Source organism: Lentibacillus sp. CBA3610, from assembly GCF_013373365.1.
Classification (GTDB): domain Bacteria; phylum Bacillota; class Bacilli; order Bacillales; family Amphibacillaceae; genus Lentibacillus.
This window is the reverse complement of sequence record NZ_CP035925.1, coordinates 2,699,005-2,717,604: the sequence shown is the minus strand read 5'-3', so window position 1 is coordinate 2,717,604 and position 18,600 is coordinate 2,699,005. Positions and strand designations below refer to the sequence as shown.

The window sequence follows — 18,600 nt, the reverse complement described above, 5'->3', positions numbered from 1 at the left end:
GGTGGTGAATGATTTGATCAAATTCATTAAAAAAGCAGTCAGCAAACTAATGGATTGGGCGTTATATACGGTATTAAATGAAAAACAGAAGAAAGCCATTTCCAATTTGCTGACGGACAGTCAGAAAAATATGCTGCGCAAGTTGACGCGTCACGGAAAAATGCATGAACAAAAGCATTTATTGAAGCAATTGAGACACCACCTTTACACTTTGGGGTTCACGGACAAAACATTGGCGGAACTGGAAGAACTCCATTTGACGTCGAACGACGCTTATTTGAAACGCATGGCTGCCTGGGAACTCGTGCAGTGGCATGCCAATAAATATACAAAAGACGGAGCACGTCAGGCACTCGAATACTTACCGGGGGTCATAGATGGTGAATCAGATCCGGTTCAATTGCGGCGTGCAGCGATTATCAAAGCAGAATGCCACGATATCCTTGATCAAACGGATGAAGGGAAACGAGTCATTGAAAAAGCCCTCACGAGAGAGGCGCACCCTGATTTATATTTGGCCTATGCCAACCTTGAGGAATCGATTGCGGAACGGACCAACTGGATCAATCAAGCCATGGGAGCCTATCATCTGCAGCCTGTTTTCTTTCAAACGGATGATAGTCCGGTTTCATATGATGATCTGCAAACTAAACCGGTCGATAAAGTTATCGAAAACGGCCCGAAAGTTTCGGTCATATTGCCGGCCTTTAATGCAGAAGATGGCATCTCAACAGCAATTGAGTCGATTCTGAATCAGACCTGGCAAAACATCGAGCTGCTGGTCGTTGACGATTGCAGCCCCGATAATACGAAAGATGTCGTCCGTGAATACATGAAGCAGGATGCACGGATAACGTTATTGTCGACACCGGAAAACAGCGGACCATACATCGCCAGGAATATAGCACTAAAAGCGGCGTCCGGTGATTACGTTACCATCAATGATTCGGATGACTGGTCACATGCAGAAAAAATTGAAATCCAGGCAACACATCTGAAAAACAATAGAAAAGTCATTGCCAATACGTCGGAACATGCCCGGCTGACAGACGAGTTGAAATTATATCGCCGCGGAACACCCGGCAGGTATATTTTCGCAAATATGTCCTCGATCATGTTCAGACGCAAGCCAGTACTGAAAAAAATCGGCTATTGGGACAGTGTACGTTTTGCTGCAGATGGGGAATTCAAGCGCCGGCTCATAAAAGCATTCGGACAAACACGTTATGTGGATTTGAAATCGGGACCATTATCGCTTCCGAGACAATCGGCTGCATCCCTGACAGGCAGTTCGGCATTTGGCTATAACGGTTTTTTCAAAGGAGTGCGCCTTGAGTATGTTGAAAGCCTGGAACACCATCACCGCCGAGCGGATTCTTTATATTATCCATACCCGCAAAGCAAGCGCCCATTTCCGGTTCCTGAACCCATGTGGCCAAATCGGGAGGAAAAATCATCAGACGGCAGACGCCATTTTGATGTGGTCGCAGCGGCTGATTTTCGACTGGGCGATGAAGATGAGCGAACACGTCAGGCGATTCGAGACGTGATTGCTCAAAATAAGCGCATTGGATTAATTCAAATGTATCATTATGATTTAACCGATAATCGTGACGTGAGTCCGCTCATACGTGATTTGATCGATGGGGACCAGCTGCAAATGGTCGTTTACGGCGAGAAAATCAGTACGAATAAGTTGATTATTATGGATCCGACCGTGCTGGAGGACTGGCAGCAATATGTTCCGAATATAGCGGCGGAAGACATGCATGTGATGGCTGATCGAATTCCGGGTGACCTCGACATCGACCGTTGCCGCAACCATCTGCAATCTTATTTTGGCCAAACCGGAACATGGCACATGAATGCATCAGAATTCAGTGCCATGATGAAGGACGGGAAGAAGGTAACAGACGATGCCCGCTCATAACGAAAAACGCGATGAACTGCAAAAGCGCAACACGGGGCTTCGTGATCAATTAGCCCGGCTGGATAAGGAGCTTGCCGAGAAACAGGAACAGGAAGCAGCCGTGAAACAGCAATTAATCCGGCGGCAAGTGCAATTCAATGCCATCCAGCGCAAGATACAAGCAGTAAGCCGCATCAAACAGAAGGTTATCCGTTTTGTGCGATCGACGGCTGCTTACATGCTTGGCAGACGCAATATCAAACAACTTTACAGCAAGGCATACAAACAAAAGAAAGCTGACAATCAATTAAAACCATACCGCTATTATTTATATGAATTAGGATTGACAGAAAAAGCATTAGCCGATCTGGAAAGTATGTATGACCATCCTGAAAGTCGTTATCAAAAACGCGCCGTCGCATGGGAGCTGGCCTTATGGCATGCCGGTAAATATACGGAGGAAGGTGCATTGCAGGCGCTCACGTACTTGCCTGTTGTAATCGATGGCGAAAAAGATAGCGAACGGTTGCGAAGAGCGGCGATTATCCAGGCAGAGTGTTATGACATGCTGGATGAACCGGATGAAGGCAAAAAAGTGCTGGACCAAGCGCTTCGTAAGCAGAAGCATCCGGATTTATATTTAGGATACGCCAATTTGGAAAAAACGGTCGAGGCACGCACGGAATGGATCAATAAAGCGATGAAAGCTTACAACTTACAGCTTGTTTATTTCGCCTCTGCTTGTGAAAGCGGTGGTGAACCGGGCACGAGCGGTGTTGAAATGTACGGGAGCAACGGCGAAACGTGCGAGAGCGATGCTGAATCGTGCGAGAGCGACGCCAAAACGAGCGAGAGTGGTCCCGAATCGTGCGAGAGCGAGCCCAATTCGTGCGAGAACATCACAAACTCGAGCGAGAGCAAGACGAACATGAGCGGGAGCAACGTAAACGTGAGCGAGAACAGCCCGAACAAAAGCGGGAACAACCCAAACTTGAGCGAGCGCATCCCGAACTCGAACGAATCCATCACATACGATGACCTAACGACCAAACCGCTAAATAAAAAAATCGAATCCGGCCCAAAAGTATCGGTCATATTGCCGGCTTATAATGCGGAAGATGGCATTTCAACAGCCATCAACTCGATTCTTTCACAGACGTGGCAGAACATTGAACTGCTGGTGGTTGATGACTGCAGCAGCGATCAGACCAAAGATGTTGTACGTGCTCATATGAAACGTGACTCGCGCATAACGCTGATGTCCACACCGGAAAACAGCGGGCCATACGTTGCCCGGAATATTGCACTAAAAGCAGCAACCGGTGACTATGTAACCATCAACGATTCCGATGATTGGTCGCATGCGGAAAAAATCGAAATACAGGCCAAGCATCTGCAGAACAATAAAAAAATTATAGCCAATACATCCGAACATGCCCGGCTGACTGAGGATCTCACATTTTACCGCCGCGGGACACCGGGACATTATATTTTTTCCAATATGTCCTCGTTAATGTTCAGACGAAAGCCGGTGCTGAAAAAACTTGGTTACTGGGACAGTGTGCGATTTGCGGCTGATGGCGAATTCAAACGCAGACTGATAAACGTGTTCGGCAAACAAACGATTGTGGACCTTAAGACAGGACCATTATCACTTCCAAGGCAGTCTGTGGCATCGTTGACCGGCAGTTCAGCATTTGGTTACAGCGGTTTTTTCAAAGGCGTACGAAAAGAATATGTTGAAAGCTTCGAATACTATCATAAACAGGCAGATTCATTATATTACCCGGCAAGTCAGCCAAATCGTCTTTTTCCCGTACCAGAGCCGATGTGGACGAATCGCGAACCGAAACATAACGGCAATCGTCATTTTGATATCGTCGTGGCAGCCGATTTCCGCTTGCCAACCGACCAACTGCAAGAAACAATCAGCGGAATACGTGCGCATAACGAAATAGGGCTGCGGACTGGGCTGGTGCAGATGGCGGAATATAATTTCAGCACCGCAAGAACCGTAAACGCTGACGTACGGAAATTAATCGACGGAAAAAATGTACAGATGCTGGTCTACGGTGAATCAATCACATGCGATATTCTGCTGATCAAAAATCCGTCCATTTTGCAGGAAAAACAGCACTATATACCTGACATAAACCCGGTGGCTGTGCTGACCGTTATCGAAAGGCCACCATCACAAGCGGTTGGTTATAATATTCGTACCTGTTCCAGAAGACTCACCGCCTATTTTGGCAAAAAAGGAAATTGGTACCCGAAAAATCAGGAAATCCGTGATATATTAGAAACGGATAAGGTGAACAAATTACGATTTATTCATTTGGCCAACGCCAACTGGCCCGATGCCGAGGAAGAAACAGCATACGGTGAGTTCCTCGCAAACTGGCTGGTTAATGCGAACCCGTATCTTCAATCAGCCGAGCACACTATCCATACTGATTGAAACGGACATTTTCAGGCACTGAGCCCTCCACATATTTCAGCTCTCGGGCTTAAAGTGAGGCTGCCAGTTACATGAGGGATAAAAGGGGATGGTTACCATCGACAAGAATCATCATAACCATTTAAATAACGTACCGAAAACGAATACCGCTTATCCATCCGAAAAAGAGACGGAACTGGAATTGATCAAACAACTGATGGAAAAAGAAGCGCAAATCGCACAAACGGACAAAGCGATCAATGATAACAAAAAACAGCTCAAACATATCGAAAACAGCAAAACATGGCAGTACAACAAACCATTTGAAAAACTGACCGGGATGTTTTCCGGTTCCACCAAACAGCAAAACGAATATATTAGGCATCTGGAAGAAAAGCTAAAAGAAACAGAACAGGCTTTATATGATGCGAAAGAAGAAAATAAACGCCTTATACTGGACAGCCGCAAACCAGATGCCAATAAAATGGTACAAGCTGTCAATGAGGCAAAAGACAATGGAACGTTACTGGAATATCTGGGAGATCTCGTCCAGCAGAAGAAACAGCATGATACCAACTACAACCGTACATTACGTCATGCTGCCCGCTTATTTATGAACGAAAAGCAGGACTACCGTAACCTCGTTTATGCGAGTGCCATGGCCGGTTTGAAAATGGAAGACATCCCTGAATTCATCATAAGAGCCGGTTTGACGAATGGCATCTCACTGCGGCCGACCGTTTCGTTCCGGGCAAGTTTGAACAGTCGCATGCGGCAATTGCAGCTGACAGGCTCGCTGCCGGAGTGGGAATTGGATGATAAACGGACAGCTTATCTGTTTGCAGACGAACTGAGGCTGCGACGTCCGTGGACATCCGATGCAACTTACACAAGCACGAACCTGCCCGAAAAATCCGGAATGGTCATTAAACCCGCTGACGGCGCGGGCTCACGCGGCGTCTATCTTGTTCAGGATATTAATGATATAGTAGATATGAAAAGGTCGAAAAAACTCGATAACTGGGATGACCTGAAGGCAAGTATGAAACAGGATCTTGACTCAGGCTGGGTCGCGGATGATGAATGGACGATTGAAGAACTTATTATGGAAAATGACCGAACACCTGCCAGTGACATCAAATTTTATTGTTTTTACGGCAAAGTCGGGCTTATCCTTGAAATCGTCCGCTATCCAGAGCTGAAGTATTGCTGGTGGACACCAACTGGAGAACGCGTCCGGACAGGCAAGTATGACGAAAACCTATTTGCCGGGAAAGGCGTTACCCAGGCAGAAATCGATTCAGCTGCTGAGATTAGCCGGAAAATACCGGCACCGTTCATCCGGATTGATTTTCTGAGATCCGCGAATGAATTGGTATTCGGTGAATTTACACCAAAGCCGGGAAATTATGATGATTTCGATGAACCAACAGATAAATGGCTCGGTGACTATTTTGTGGAAGCAGAAGACCGGCTGACGCAGGATTTAATTTATGGAAAACAATTTAGAGCATACAACAGATTAACAAGCTGGAAATGAACAGTTTTACAACGGGTTGGGATTTAGGAGGAAGTCTAAATGGTAGAGAACAACACAGAGTGGCTGCCGCACCTCTCCAGTGAAATTGTATCAGACGTACATGGCAATTTACTGGATGCGTATGCTGTTGCTCTTGAAGGCTGGCAGAGAGGTTTGAAACTAAGATGGCATGTTAAAGACTCGGAGAAATTTAGAGAAATGGAAACATGGTTTGTGGACAATCCAGGTCAACTCTTTTCTTTAACTTCCGCAGGTGGGACACATTATTTTTTTCGAACACGTGGAGACAAAATTAGTAATGAAGCTGTCTACATCGGAAAGGATAAAAACAAAACCAAACAAATTCTTAGTGAAAACGGGATTCCTATACCTGAAGGGGCATTTTTCTCAGAAACCCAATCCAATAGCGATATTCATAGGTACGCTTCATCTATCGGCTTTCCGGTTGTAGTGAAATCCCTAGATGGAAGTTTTGGAAGAGGAATTCTGACTAATATTCAGGATGAAAATGAATTAGAATATGCATTAATTTATGTACGTGGAGAACTGAAATATAAAAATGTGATTGTAGAACACCATATACCTGGCAACGAGTACCGTATTTATGTTGTAGGAAATAAAGTAGTAGGCGCTATCAATAGAATCCCAGCAAATGTAATTGGTGATGGAGCAAACTCTATTGAAACCTTAATTAAAAATAAAAATAAAAAAAGAATGGAAAATCCACGCCTTAAAAGTTGTCCGATAAATATTACTAAGGAATTAGAAATACAAATTGATAAGCTGAACTATGATTTGAATAGCGTACCAAAAACAGGTGAAAAAGTTTTTCTCAGTGAAAAGAGTAACATTTCGCTTGGTGGTGATCCAGTAGATGTTTTAGATGACTTACCATTGGAAATTATGAATACTGCAGTTGGTGCAATACAGGCGATCCCTGGTCTTGTTCATGGGGCAGTTGATTTAATTTTATCCGAACAACATCCCACCCAATATGGAGATGGGGTAGTACTAGAAGTTAATCCTACAGCACAAATTGGTTCTCTTTTGTATCCTATAAAAGGTAAGGGACGGGATATACCGGCGAAAATTATTGATTATTATTTTCCTGAAACTAAAGGAAAAGGTAAAGCATCTAATTTGTATTTCAACTTAAGTGAAGTATTATCGCCTTTGGCTGATAGAATAGCGGCCGTAACTGAAGTGAATTCTGTGGAACCGACAGGATTATATGTAAGAAAAATAACTGTATTCGAAGGAGAAAGTAACTCTGGGTCTCATTATTTTATCAAACAGGAAGCTCTGAAGAATAATTTATTTGGATTCACAAAAATTCATGAATCTGGGGCAACCGAAATAGTTATTGCAAGCCATAATAAGCAATCATTGGATAATTTTAGACGAAATATTATTGAATCGAATTCCATTCAATCACATATTAAGGAAGAAGTTGTAAATGATGCTGTTCAGCTAGGATTTTTTCTTGACGGCGATAAAACTCAATTGATAAACGAATTAACTAAGGTAAAAGAAGAGTTGAGAAAAGTAAAAAAGAAAAAACAAGCTAGTCAAAAGCAATATCAAAAAATGCTCGGTAGCCGCGTGTGGAGAGCAACCAGACCCCTGCGCAATTTCACCAGTCTTATAAGAAAACTAGCACGATAATATACCAAAGCATCCTGAAGAGATTCGATATGGATCTATTTGATTTCAATAATTTTAATTATTAATGGAAGGAATGGATTGATTGGAATGGAAAATTCATTATCTCAACTAAAAGAAATCATGCCAGAAAATGCATATGGGGCAAATTCCACCATGTTCAGTATGTCTTTAGAAGGTTGGAGAAGAGGATTAAAGTTAAAATTCTTCACAAAATATGTAAAAAATCAGGTTAAGATTCGATATACTTTAAGCAGCGAGGAAAGAGACATCACCTTTCAGCTATCCTTGGCAGAGACAGTACCAAAAGAAACAAGAAAAACCACACGAAGCAAAAAAAACACAAAAAAAGCACTTCAAAATTCTAACGTTCCAACACCTAAAGGAAAAAGCTTTGATGAGGAAAATAGTGATGAAGAAGTTATAAATTACGCAAAAACTTTGGAATACCCTTTGGTAATCAAGCCGACCAATGCCAGCTTAGGGATAGGTGTCGTTACTGGTATATATGATGACCAAACATTGGTTGATAGTGTCAAAAATTTAAGAAATAAAAAGGGTTATAAAGAAATGATTGTTGAACAGCAAGTAACAGGGGAAGATACCCGTTTATTTGTTGTTGGTAATCAAGTTTGTTCTGCATTCAAACGAATAGCTGCCAATGTAGTTGGTGATGGCAAACATACAATAGAAGAGCTTATTAAGATTAAAAATAAAGAAAGACGAATAAATCCACATCTTAGCAAGTCTCAAATTAAGCTTGGCAAGGAACTGAGAGAATACCTCGAAAGTCATGGGCTTTCACTTGAAACAATACCACAAAAAGGCGAACGAGTTTTTTTAAATGAAAGTACAATTGCTTCAGCTGGCGCGGAAACAGTTGAGGTAACGAATGAGCTCACCGAGGAAAGTAAAAGGATAGCTGTCGAAGCTGCAAAGTCTTTGCCAGGATTAGTCGTTTGTGGTGTTGATATCATGATTGACAAAAAGAAGCGAACTAATTATGTTTTGGAATTGAATTCAAGGCCTAACATAGGGGGCAGCTTATTTCCGGTGGAAGGTGAAGCACAAAATATTTCAAAACATATTATTGACTACTATTTTCCTGAAAGTATATCCGATGATGAAACTAGTGGTCGTAATAAGCTTTATTTCGACTATGAAAGCATAGAAAAGATATTAAAAAGTGGCATAGTTGAAGAAGTTACGGTACCTTCTTTACCAGACAACGATTTGGTTTTTAAACAGTTGAAGGTTTCGGGAAAAGTACAAGGTGTTGGTTTCAGGAATTGGGTGTACAAAAAAGCAATCGGAAGAAAAATAAGTGGATACGTTAAAAACTTAAAGGATAAAAGCGTTTTAATAGTTGCAGCTGGATCACAGAACAAAGTAGATCAATTTACAGAAGTTGTACGGAAACATAACACGAAAAAAATACAAGTTGAGAAAGTAAAAGAAGATGAATATACAGAACCTGTAAAAGTAGGCTTTGAAATTGTTAACAAGCCTGGAAAAATTAAAACGCTAAAAAACAACCTTAATAAAGAACAAGAGAAAAATAAAAAATTAACTTATGAACTGGAGCAAACAACCAAACAATTGAAAAGTTTAAAGCAAAGTAAGAGCTGGAAGTATACTCTTCCAATGAGAAAAATTATTCGTTTAATTAAAAATAAATAATTCACTATATTTACAGAGGGAAGAATGATGAATGGAAAACAAGCATGGAAAAAGGTTACCTCATCTTATTGATTCTATTCCCAGTGAAGCAAAAAGAAACAGAATCAGTATGTACACTATAGCCTTGGAAGGCTGGCGACGAGGTCTGAACTTAAACTTTTATTCGTATATTAACAACAATAAGCTTGATATAAAATACTCCTTGAACAGCCCTGGACGGATTCATCATTTTGAAGGCTCGGGAGGAGACTTGAATACAGAAAAAGCGATTGAAATTTGCGATGACAAGGCTTTAACTAAAACACAACTTAAAAGTACAGCAGTCCCTACTCCACATGGGAAAAGTTTTGAAAACAATAAAACGATTTCTGAAATAATGGACCATGCTAAAACACTTTATTTTCCATTAGTTGTAAAACCTACAGATGGCAGTGGTGGAAAAGGTGTTGTTTCAAACATTAAAGACAACAAAGAATTAAAAGAAGCTTTGCTTTACTTACGAGACACACTCGGGTTCCAGAGCTTAATTGTTGAGGAATATGTACCCGGAGAAGAAATCCGTGTTTTTATTGTGGGGGATAACGTTTTAGCAGCAGTGAAAAGAATACCGGCTAATGTTATCGGGGACGGTATTAATCCAATTTCTAAATTAATAGAAATGAAAAATGAACTTAGAAAGAGTATTCCACATTTATATTTTCGCCCAATCAAGTTAGATTCAACTGTTAAAAAAACTATTCATGCTGCTGGTTATACTTTAGATAGTGTACCGAAGCAAGATGAAAGAATTTTTCTTAGGACTACAAGTAATATTTCAACAGGTGGAGACCCTATAGATGTTACAGAAAAAATCACGAATGAGCAGAAAAAGACTGCTATTAAAGCTGTTAAGTCTATACCCGGTCTAGTCCATTGCGGAGTTGATATGGTAATAACTAATGAAGATGACACTCCGGTTATACTTGAACTTAACACACGACCGGGGTTAGGTTCTCACTTATTTCCTGTAGAAGGGGAAGCCAGAGATATTCCAAAAGCAATTATTGACCTCTATTTCCCGAATACAAAAGGAATATCGACAGAAAGATCAAATGTTTTTTTTGACTTTCAAAAAATTAAAGAGTCTCTGATTGCAGGATCTACAAAGGCAATAGAGGTATTCCCAGCAGAAAAAAATAAATTGATTGCGAAAAGATATATAATTAATACGAGTATAGATGCTATTGAGTTTTATCAATGGTTAAACAAAAGGGTATTAAATCTTAATTTAAATGGCTTTATCGAACAGGTTGATGAAGAGAACATTGAAATTGTCATTGCAGGAAAAACTGAAAATGATATTAGATCATTTTCCGACTTAATAGGTTCTAGACGTTTTAAATCCCAGATATTTAATATAACTAAAGAATATTGGGGAAGCCCTATAAAATTGGGCTTTGAAATAAAAAACGATTATCTTTTTAAAAGCAACAAGGAACTGGAGAACGAAATAGAAGATATTAAAAAGAAAATGAAGCAAACTAAAAAGGAAGACAATCTTTTGAATCAAAGAATAAATATGATTCAAAATAGCCGTATGTGGAAAATGACATCGCCTCTACGTAATTTAGGTGGTAAAATTAAAAAATGTGGAAGAATATTTGAGTAATATCTTAAACATGTTTTACGCTCTTTCTTAGGAGGAAATAGGTAATGGAAATTAATGATGTTAATTGGCTGCCGCATTTGGAAAACGCAGTGCCAGTCACTGGATTTGGGAAAAAACTGAGTATGTACACCATAGCCTTGGAGGGGTGGAGACGTGGTTTAAAATTAAAGTTCTATACCATTGATAATCCAGAAAATAAATTAAAGGTCAGGTATTCCTTAAGTAATGGTGATAGAGAGCATAGGTTTGAATCTTCCAAGGGAGATAAAACAACAGAGTTAGCATACGAAATTTGTGATAATAAATATCTTACCAAAGAATACCTCTCAAAAGCCAATGTTCCGACACCAGATGGGAAACGGTTTACAGAAGAAACTGAGGATGAAGAGATAATAAATTATGCTAATACTTTAGGTTTTCCTTTAGTTTTAAAACCGACAAATGCAAATGGAGGAAAAGGGGTTTTCTCTGATATCCATAGCATTGAGTCGTTCAAAGATGCACTGAGTTATGTTCGTTATGAATTGGAATACATGGAAGTCATTGTTGAAGCTTATGTAGCCGGTAATGAATATCGCGTAGTTGTAGTTGATAATAAAGTTGTTGGAGCTCTTAATAGGGTGCCGGCTCATGTAGCAGGTAATGGAAAAGATACAATAAGGCAGTTAATAAGAAACAAGAATAGAATGAGGAGAAGTAATCCACATTTAAAAAGCAGAAATATAAAAATTGATAAACCTGTAATTGAACTCTTAACAGCAAATGGATATACTCTAGATAGTGTTCCAAGGGAAGGCGAAGAAATATCTTTGAGATTAACCAGCAACCTTTCAACAGGTGGTGATTCTGTTGATTTGACAGATGTTCTTTCCCCTGAACTAAGGGAGGTTGCAATAGATGGTACGAAAGCTATTCCAGGTTTAACAGTTAGTGGCATGGATATGATAGTCGATGATGAAAATAACTCGGGTGTAATTATAGAAGCAAATACCAGACCGGGATTAGGTGGACATCTATTCCCTGTCCAGGGTGAACCACGGGATATACCCAAAGATATAATTGATTTTTATTTTCCTGAAACAAAAGACATTAAGCGATCAAGTCTATATTTTGATTTCAATAGTATATTGGAGCCGTTACAAAACAGGACGGCTGAAGCAGTAGAAGTAACCCCCTTACCTGAAGGTGAAATATATGCAAAAAATTATATTGTGTCTGGGAAAATACGAAATGTAGGTTATAAGGTTTGGATAAAAAGACAAGCTTTATTAAGAAGGATGCATGGGTTTACTGAAGAGTTAGAAGATGGGAACATTTCGGTTGTCGTAGCTGGAACAAACGAAGAAGAAATTAATGAATTTAAAAATGTTTGTTTAGAGGGGAACCCTAAAGCGGAGGTATCAGGTGTTATAGAAAAACCTTGGGATAAACCGGTAAAAATCGGTTTTGAGATCAATAAAAAACTAAGCAGCGAAGAGATTAGCCAAATAGAACTTGATAATGAGCAAATGGGAAAAGAGTTGTACTTTTATAAAAAACGTTACGGACAAATAAAATCGAGCAGGTTTTGGAGATCCACGGCCCCGTTCCGCTTTGTTATTGATAAAGGTAAAAATTTTATTAGATCCCTTAGAAAAGCTTAAATTCACTATCTCTTGGTTTATTTTCCGTAACTATCTATTGAATTATATTTATGTCATGCTGGTAATCTTTCCTGTAAAGTGGCAGTCTCCTTACTCAGCATTTGACGGATTGGAGAGTTTTAATGAATCAATATAAAACTGATTGGTTGCCTCACTTGGAAGATGCAATACCCTCAGCTGCTTATGGAAATAAACTAAGTATGTACCTAATAGCTTTAGAAGCCTGGAGGCGCGGAATAACTGTAAATTTTCATAACATTGATAACCCAGAAAATAAAGTTTTAATCAGGTACTCTTTGGAATTCAATGGACGTGAATACCGATTTGAAAGCTCTAGAGGTGAAAAGCTAACGGAAGAGGCATATAAAAGTTGTGAAAATAAAGATCTGACGAAAAAACTGATGTCTAAATCAGGAGTGGCTGTCCCTGAAGGAAAAAGATTTGAACCAGACACCGACAACGATAAAATTCTAGATTATGCAAAAACACTAGGCTACCCGGTAGTTCTTAAGCCAACTGACACAAATTCTGGAAAGGGAGTATTCTCGAGCATCCGTTCAGAAAGAGAATTAGAAGAGTCATTGGTATATGTACGCAACAAACTTGGTTATAAAGACATCATCATTGAAAAACATGTAGAAGGACGAGAATACCGAATTTTACTTGTGCAAGGGAAAGTAGTAGGGGCTGTAAATCGAATTCCAGCAAATATTATTGGGGACGGTAAAAATACAATAGAAGAGTTAATAAAACTGAAAAATAAAAGTAAAAAAGGTAATCCAAATATATCAAAGAAGTTAATCAATATTGATAAGGAAGTATTAAACTCAATTTCTCATTTAGGATACACTCCCAACAGTGTACCGGAAGAAAAGAAACAAATTTTGTTACGTAGTAAAAGTAACGTTTCAACAGGCGGAGATCCAATTGATGTTACTGATGATTTACCTGAGGAATTAAAAATCATAGCTGGTAAAGCGGTAAAATCAATACCAGGATTAGATATATGTGGTTTAGATATGATTGTTGATGAACAAAATAATTCTGGAACAGTAATTGAGATTAATACAAAACCTATGTTGGGCCTTCATATATTTCCTGTAGCAGGAAAGGCAAGGGATGTTGTGAAGCCAATAATTGACTATTATTTTCCTGAAACGATGAACTCTAAACGAACGAACCTTTACTTTGACTTAGATAATATAATAGCACCTCTCAATAATGTAACTACAAAGGAAATTAGGTTGTTACCCCCTCCGTCGTTAGAAAAAGTTTATGCAAAAAGCTATAAAGTGACTGGAGATTTTACTGGAACAGGGTATCTTTCATGGATTAGACAACAGGCGAGGAAGAATAATTTAAACGGCTATGTAAAAAAAATGAGAGATGGACAAATAGCTATTGTTGTTGGGGGGGTTGATAAAGAAAAAATAGAAGAGTTCAAATCACTATGTTACCGTGGTCCTAATGAGGCAAACGTACAAGAGGTTATAGAATGTGATTGGAATAAAACAGTTAAAGTAGGGTTTGAAATACTAACCGAAACAAAGGCGGAGCTAAGGAAAGAACTCAAGGATCAAAGTAATGAGAAGAACCACTTTAAAAAAAGGGCCAAAACATTTAAACAAAAAAATGAAGAGCTTCAGCGAGATATAGAAAGAACAAATCAGAAATTAAAAAGATTGAAAAAGGAAAAAGCCAGCCTTAAAAGTGAAAAAAATAAAACATTAAAAGAAATTCAATTATACAAAACGAAATATGAGGCAATAATAAACAGTCGATCCTGGCGTTATACTAGGTTGATAAGGAAAGTAATGTCTATTATAAAAAGAAGGGAATAATCACACTCCCCTTCTTTGTATAATGGCAATCTCACCCATCGCAAACTCATTTGCCGGTCCTGTTTCTACCTCAAATAAATAAATTTGTCCGCCTTTTTCTATTCCAATATCCAGTCCGAGAGAGATCAGGTTCTGTTGAAATATTGATTCCAGTTTATAAGGCAATTTATTTGCAATGTTTTCAATAGAAGCTTTGATTGATTCCATGTTTTCTTTGAAATTAGACTCTAAAAATGGTCTCAGCCTGCTTACACTGCCACCCTGTGCAACATTAGAGACAACCTTTTGGTTAGAACCGATTCTTACAAGGTATACAGCGACCTCCCAGAACCCTCTACCATTTTTTTCAAGACGTATACGACAATCAAAAGGGTCTCCCAATTTAGTTTTTGAGTGAATGTACTTTTGCAAAATATATCCATCATTATGCCAAGTAGTATCAAATAGTTGCTTTAAATCATGCTTAGTAATTTTTTCTGTTTTTATGATTGTAACTTAATATATAATTGTTTTTCTCCTGCTTAAGCATATAGATATTTTTCCCTTTAACCCCGTTTTTTGGCTTAATAATGATCTCCTTATACTGTTTAAGAAAAGAGTAGAAATTGTCGAAACATGTGAATTCATTTGTTGGGATGATCAGATCTGAAAAATGACCGTCATCTAGAATTTTTTTGTTCACAAAAGTTTTGGTGCCTAATTTTCCAGATGAGGATAATGTGCTATGTTGTTTTAAAAATTGAATTTCCTTCTTATGTTTAAAGCAATAGGGAGAAATATCTATATATTTTGGTACTGACATTTGTTCTGTTATCCATTTATTGTTTACAAGTCTTTTACCATGAATAACTTCGCGATTCAAATCAATATCAGTGGGAGAAAAGTAGATTAACTCAATATTATTATATTTACTTACTTTTGCTAACAATCTTGCCATCTTCATCGGTTTTTTGTTAACTCTCATATAACCTATTACCTGCATTGTCCGATCTCCTTTAATATCTGTATAATATAGGTTTTCTATTACCATTTTATCCTGTTTCTAAACCAATCCTTATTTTGATCTAAATTATTTGTTCGCATTCTTATAAGTAATTATTTTTATATCATCAAGAATGTAAAATATTGCGAAGCCTGTTGAAAAATGGGGAAATTTAATTAATAATATAGTAGTGTCATAAATTTATAGAAGGAGGTGAGCTAAAGTGGGATTTAGAAAAGCTATAATTCTCATTATCCTTACGTTTTCCCTATTTCACTTTACTCCCAGCACTGAAGAGTAAAAATTTTTCGAGCTAATACGACCTAAAATATGGAAAAACATGGTATAATATAATTACGAGAAAGCCTATTATACCGCATATTTTAGGGGGATTTTAAGATGGTAACGAGAAAAATAAAAAGAAACATGGAAAAAGGTGAAAATTATTTTTTCGAGCTCATGAAATTCAGGAAACACTTTTTTAAAGATTTGCAAAACATAATGAAACATGTCTCTGATCCACGCCATCAAAGCTATATCGATTATGGGTGCGATATCCTTCTTTTCATGATCATCCTGAAAAATGTATGTGACCTGAAAAGCATGCGATCGATGACGAATCAATTCAACAAAGATGAATGTATTGTCAACATCAAAAAGGCGTTGAACATTGAAACCTTGGAGGAATTACCACATTACGACACCATCAATGACTTCCTCTCGCGCTTGGAACCGGATGAACTGCGTAACATACGGACTTATATGATCAGGGAGTTATTGAAAAAGAGGTGTTTTGAAGATGGCCGTATTGGCGGCAAGTATTGGGCGATTATTATTGATGGGACCGGGTTATTCACGTTCAATCAGAAGCATTGCGATCATTGCTTGAGGCGGGAATACAAAGACGAAGAAGGGAATGTCGAAAAGACTGTTTACATGCATCATGTCCTGGAGGCGAAACTGGTTGTTGGCAATATGGTTTTCAGTGTTGATTCCGAGTTTATTGAGAATGAGTCAGAAGAGGTTCCCAAACAGGACTGTGAATTAAATGCGTTTTATCGTATGGCTTCCCGATTAAATCAAACATTTAAGAGGCTGCCAATCTGCATTATTGCCGATAGTCTGTATGCATGTGAGAACGTATTTAAAACCTGTCATAACAACCATTGGAAGTTCCTGTTACGCTTTAAAGAAGACCGCATCAAAAGCATCAGTGAAGAGTTTCATGCGTTGGATAAGATGGAAGAGACTAATGGGAAAGGGCAGCAGGACAAGATTCGTTGGGTTAATCACATTGCGTATAATGATTGGGACATTCATGTATTGGAAGGTACGATCAAAACGGCAGATGGCCAAAAGCGTTTCATGTTTTTGACCGATATCAAAATCACGGATAAAAACTGTCGAAAGCTTCTCTATGCAGGCAGAAGCCGCTGGAAGATTGAAAATGAAGGTTTCAACAGACAAAAGCATATCCGATATCATATCGAACATGCATCAAGCCATGATTACACGGCCATGAAGAACCATTATCTTTTGACACAAATAACGGATATTTTGATGCAGCTATTTGAAAATGGCTCAAACATACTTAAGCGTGTCAAAAAGACGGCAAAAGAAATATCCTCAAATCTGTTAGAGACCATCAGAACAAAACGACTAACAGACGAGGATATAACGAAAATGGTAAAACCTATACAGGTGCGGTTCACCTGATAGATTCATTATAGCAAAGGATGTGATGCCAAGCAAAGAAATCTATTTGTGTAAAGTTTTCAAAAAATTATCCCCTGAAAATTCGGCTTCTCTTTTTTGGTAAAATAGGAGAAAAATAATTTCCGAATATTCAGTGTTTAATATAGTGAATTTCAAGAAACAAGTGATATGAAAATAAATTTAATCCTCAGTGCTGCTTTACTCCATACATAGTTGAGGCGAAAGATGGAGAAACAAATGGAACGGAAAGTGAAGTAAAATCTGATTCAGATGAGCAAAATGATGAATCAGAAAGTACAGGAACAGGTGAGGAAAATAATCAAGAAGAGAAAAACCAGGCTAAACCAGAAGGTGAATCAGGTAAAGATAAAGACGTCGCAAATGATGCTGAAAATAATGAGGAAACAGAAGAAAAGAATCAAAGTGTACAGGAAACTGATACCAGTGAATCTGATGAGCAAGTTAAGAATGAAGATGAAAAAGAGTTTAATACGGCGAATAATGATGATTATCATACGGGAGACAGCGGCAATCATGTCGTGACCTTAAAAGAGGATTTGACAAGCCTTGGTTTTGCGAATTGGTCGGACCCAACACAATACTATGGCAGTATAACAGCTGGTGTGGTGGAAGATTTCCAGGATTATTATAATCTCCCCGTTACAGGTATAGCCGATGAAGGGACACGTAATAAGATATCTGAGGTTCTGAATCCGCCGTATCGAAATGGTGACAGGGGCGATCCAGTAGTAGAACTCAAAGAGAACTTGACCGAATTAGGTTTTGCGAACTGGTCTAACCCAAGCCAATATTATGGTAGTGTCACCGCAGGTGTAGTAGAAGACTTCCAGTCCGCCCATGACCTTACAGTGGATGGAATAACTGATCAAAATACGCTGTCAAAAATAGAGGAAGCACTAACAAACGACCCCTATTATGAAGAGGGAGACAGCGGCGATCATGTCGTGGCCTTAAAAGAGGATTTGACAAGCCTTGGTTTTGCGAATTGGTCAGATCCAACACCAATATTATGGTAATATAACAGCCGGCGTCGTGGGAAAGACTTTTCAGGATTTATAAACCTGCCCGACTACGGGTATAGCCGATGAAAGGAACACGTAATAAGATGTTTGAGGTTCTGAATCCGCCGTATCGAAATGGTGACAGGGGCGATCCAGTAGTAGAACTCAAAGAGAACTTGACTGAATTAGGAATTTGCGAGCTGGTCTAACCAAGTCAATATTACGGCAGTGTCACCGCAGGTGTAGTGGAAGACTTCCAATCAGCCCATGATCTACAGTGGATGGATAGCCGGTCAAATACGCTTGTCAGAAATAGAGGAAGCACTAAACAGAACGACCCATATTATGAAGAGGGAGACAGCGGGGACCACATAGTAGCCTTGAAAAGAGGATCTAAACTAGTCTTGGTTTTGCGAAATTGGTCGGATCCAACACACTCCTATGGAGTATAACAGCTGGCGTGGTGGGAAGATTCCAGGATTATTAATCTCCCCATTACAAGGTATAGCTGATGAAAGGA

12 protein-coding genes are annotated in these 18,600 nt (G+C 39.0%); 10 read left to right on the top strand and 2 right to left on the bottom strand.

The window, feature by feature from the left end; translation table 11 throughout:
* Nucleotides 1-13: 13 nt before the first annotated feature.
* The 8 genes from Len3610_RS13295 to Len3610_RS13260 all read left to right on the top strand — a co-directional run bounded on the left by Len3610_RS13295 (nt 14) and on the right by Len3610_RS13260 (nt 14,360).
* Nucleotides 14-1,930 carry a glycosyltransferase family 2 protein gene (locus Len3610_RS13295; protein WP_176448384.1) on the top strand — a complete coding sequence of 639 codons (1,917 nt, stop codon included), beginning with the start codon at nt 14-16 and terminating at the stop codon, nt 1,928-1,930.
* Nucleotides 1,917-4,367, top strand: coding sequence for a glycosyltransferase (locus Len3610_RS13290; RefSeq protein WP_255259619.1), 2,451 nt, complete (start codon nt 1,917-1,919; stop codon nt 4,365-4,367). Before Len3610_RS13295 ends, Len3610_RS13290 begins: the two co-directional genes overlap by 14 nt.
* Before the next feature lie 88 nt (nt 4,368-4,455).
* On the top strand, nt 4,456-5,886 hold the full coding sequence (locus Len3610_RS13285) for an ATP-grasp fold amidoligase family protein (RefSeq protein WP_176448382.1): 1,431 nt from the start codon (nt 4,456-4,458) through the stop codon (nt 5,884-5,886).
* 39 nt (nt 5,887-5,925) lie between these two features.
* Nucleotides 5,926-7,551, top strand: coding sequence for an ATP-grasp domain-containing protein (locus tag Len3610_RS13280; RefSeq protein WP_176448381.1), 1,626 nt, complete (start codon nt 5,926-5,928; stop codon nt 7,549-7,551).
* 87 nt (nt 7,552-7,638) lie between these two features.
* Nucleotides 7,639-9,228, top strand: a complete 1,590-nt coding sequence (locus Len3610_RS13275; RefSeq protein ID WP_176448379.1) for an acylphosphatase — start codon at nt 7,639-7,641, stop codon at nt 9,226-9,228.
* Nucleotides 9,229-9,259: 31 nt separating this feature from the next.
* On the top strand, nt 9,260-10,876 hold the full coding sequence (locus Len3610_RS13270) for an ATP-grasp domain-containing protein (protein WP_176448378.1): 1,617 nt from the start codon (nt 9,260-9,262) through the stop codon (nt 10,874-10,876).
* 44 nt (nt 10,877-10,920) lie between these two features.
* Nucleotides 10,921-12,519 (top strand): acylphosphatase, encoded by a 1,599-nt coding sequence (locus tag Len3610_RS13265; protein WP_176448377.1) that lies wholly within the window; start codon nt 10,921-10,923, stop codon nt 12,517-12,519.
* A 122-nt stretch (nt 12,520-12,641) separates the two neighbouring features.
* Nucleotides 12,642-14,360: an acylphosphatase gene (locus tag Len3610_RS13260; protein WP_176448375.1), complete on the top strand. Its 1,719-nt coding sequence runs from the start codon at nt 12,642-12,644 to the stop codon at nt 14,358-14,360.
* Here the strand turns inward: Len3610_RS13260 and Len3610_RS13255 are convergent, their stop codons facing one another.
* Both Len3610_RS13255 and Len3610_RS13250 read right to left on the bottom strand, forming a co-directional pair.
* Entirely contained in the window at nt 14,361-14,771 is a 411-nt protein-coding gene (locus Len3610_RS13255; protein ID WP_369693579.1) for a YheC/YheD family protein, read from the bottom strand.
* Between the two features lie 52 nt (nt 14,772-14,823).
* Nucleotides 14,824-15,342: a YheC/YheD family protein gene (locus tag Len3610_RS13250; RefSeq protein ID WP_176448374.1), complete on the bottom strand. Its 519-nt coding sequence runs from the start codon at nt 15,340-15,342 to the stop codon at nt 14,824-14,826.
* A gap of 399 nt (nt 15,343-15,741) precedes the next feature.
* Between Len3610_RS13250 and Len3610_RS13245 the strand changes: the two genes are divergently transcribed.
* A complete protein-coding gene (locus Len3610_RS13245; protein ID WP_176448373.1) occupies nt 15,742-17,058 on the top strand; it encodes a transposase family protein in 1,317 nt (438 codons plus the stop codon).
* 209 nt (nt 17,059-17,267) lie between these two features.
* Complete coding sequence (locus Len3610_RS21100) at nt 17,268-18,095, top strand: peptidoglycan-binding domain-containing protein (protein WP_255259907.1); 828 nt, start codon at nt 17,268-17,270, stop codon at nt 18,093-18,095.
* Nucleotides 18,096-18,600 lie beyond the last annotated feature (505 nt).

Coding starts and splice junctions, on each gene's coding strand:
- Len3610_RS13290 (WP_255259619.1), top strand. CDS start 1,917: ATGCCCGCTCATAACGAAAAACGCGATGAACTGCAAAAGCGCAACACG.
- Len3610_RS13285 (WP_176448382.1), top strand. CDS start 4,456: ATGGTTACCATCGACAAGAATCATCATAACCATTTAAATAACGTACCG.
- Len3610_RS13280 (WP_176448381.1), top strand. CDS start 5,926: ATGGTAGAGAACAACACAGAGTGGCTGCCGCACCTCTCCAGTGAAATT.
- Len3610_RS13275 (WP_176448379.1), top strand. CDS start 7,639: ATGGAAAATTCATTATCTCAACTAAAAGAAATCATGCCAGAAAATGCA.
- Len3610_RS13270 (WP_176448378.1), top strand. CDS start 9,260: ATGGAAAACAAGCATGGAAAAAGGTTACCTCATCTTATTGATTCTATT.
- Len3610_RS13265 (WP_176448377.1), top strand. CDS start 10,921: ATGGAAATTAATGATGTTAATTGGCTGCCGCATTTGGAAAACGCAGTG.
- Len3610_RS13260 (WP_176448375.1), top strand. CDS start 12,642: ATGAATCAATATAAAACTGATTGGTTGCCTCACTTGGAAGATGCAATA.
- Len3610_RS13250 (WP_176448374.1), bottom strand. CDS start 15,342: ATGCAGGTAATAGGTTATATGAGAGTTAACAAAAAACCGATGAAGATG.
- Len3610_RS13245 (WP_176448373.1), top strand. CDS start 15,742: ATGGTAACGAGAAAAATAAAAAGAAACATGGAAAAAGGTGAAAATTAT.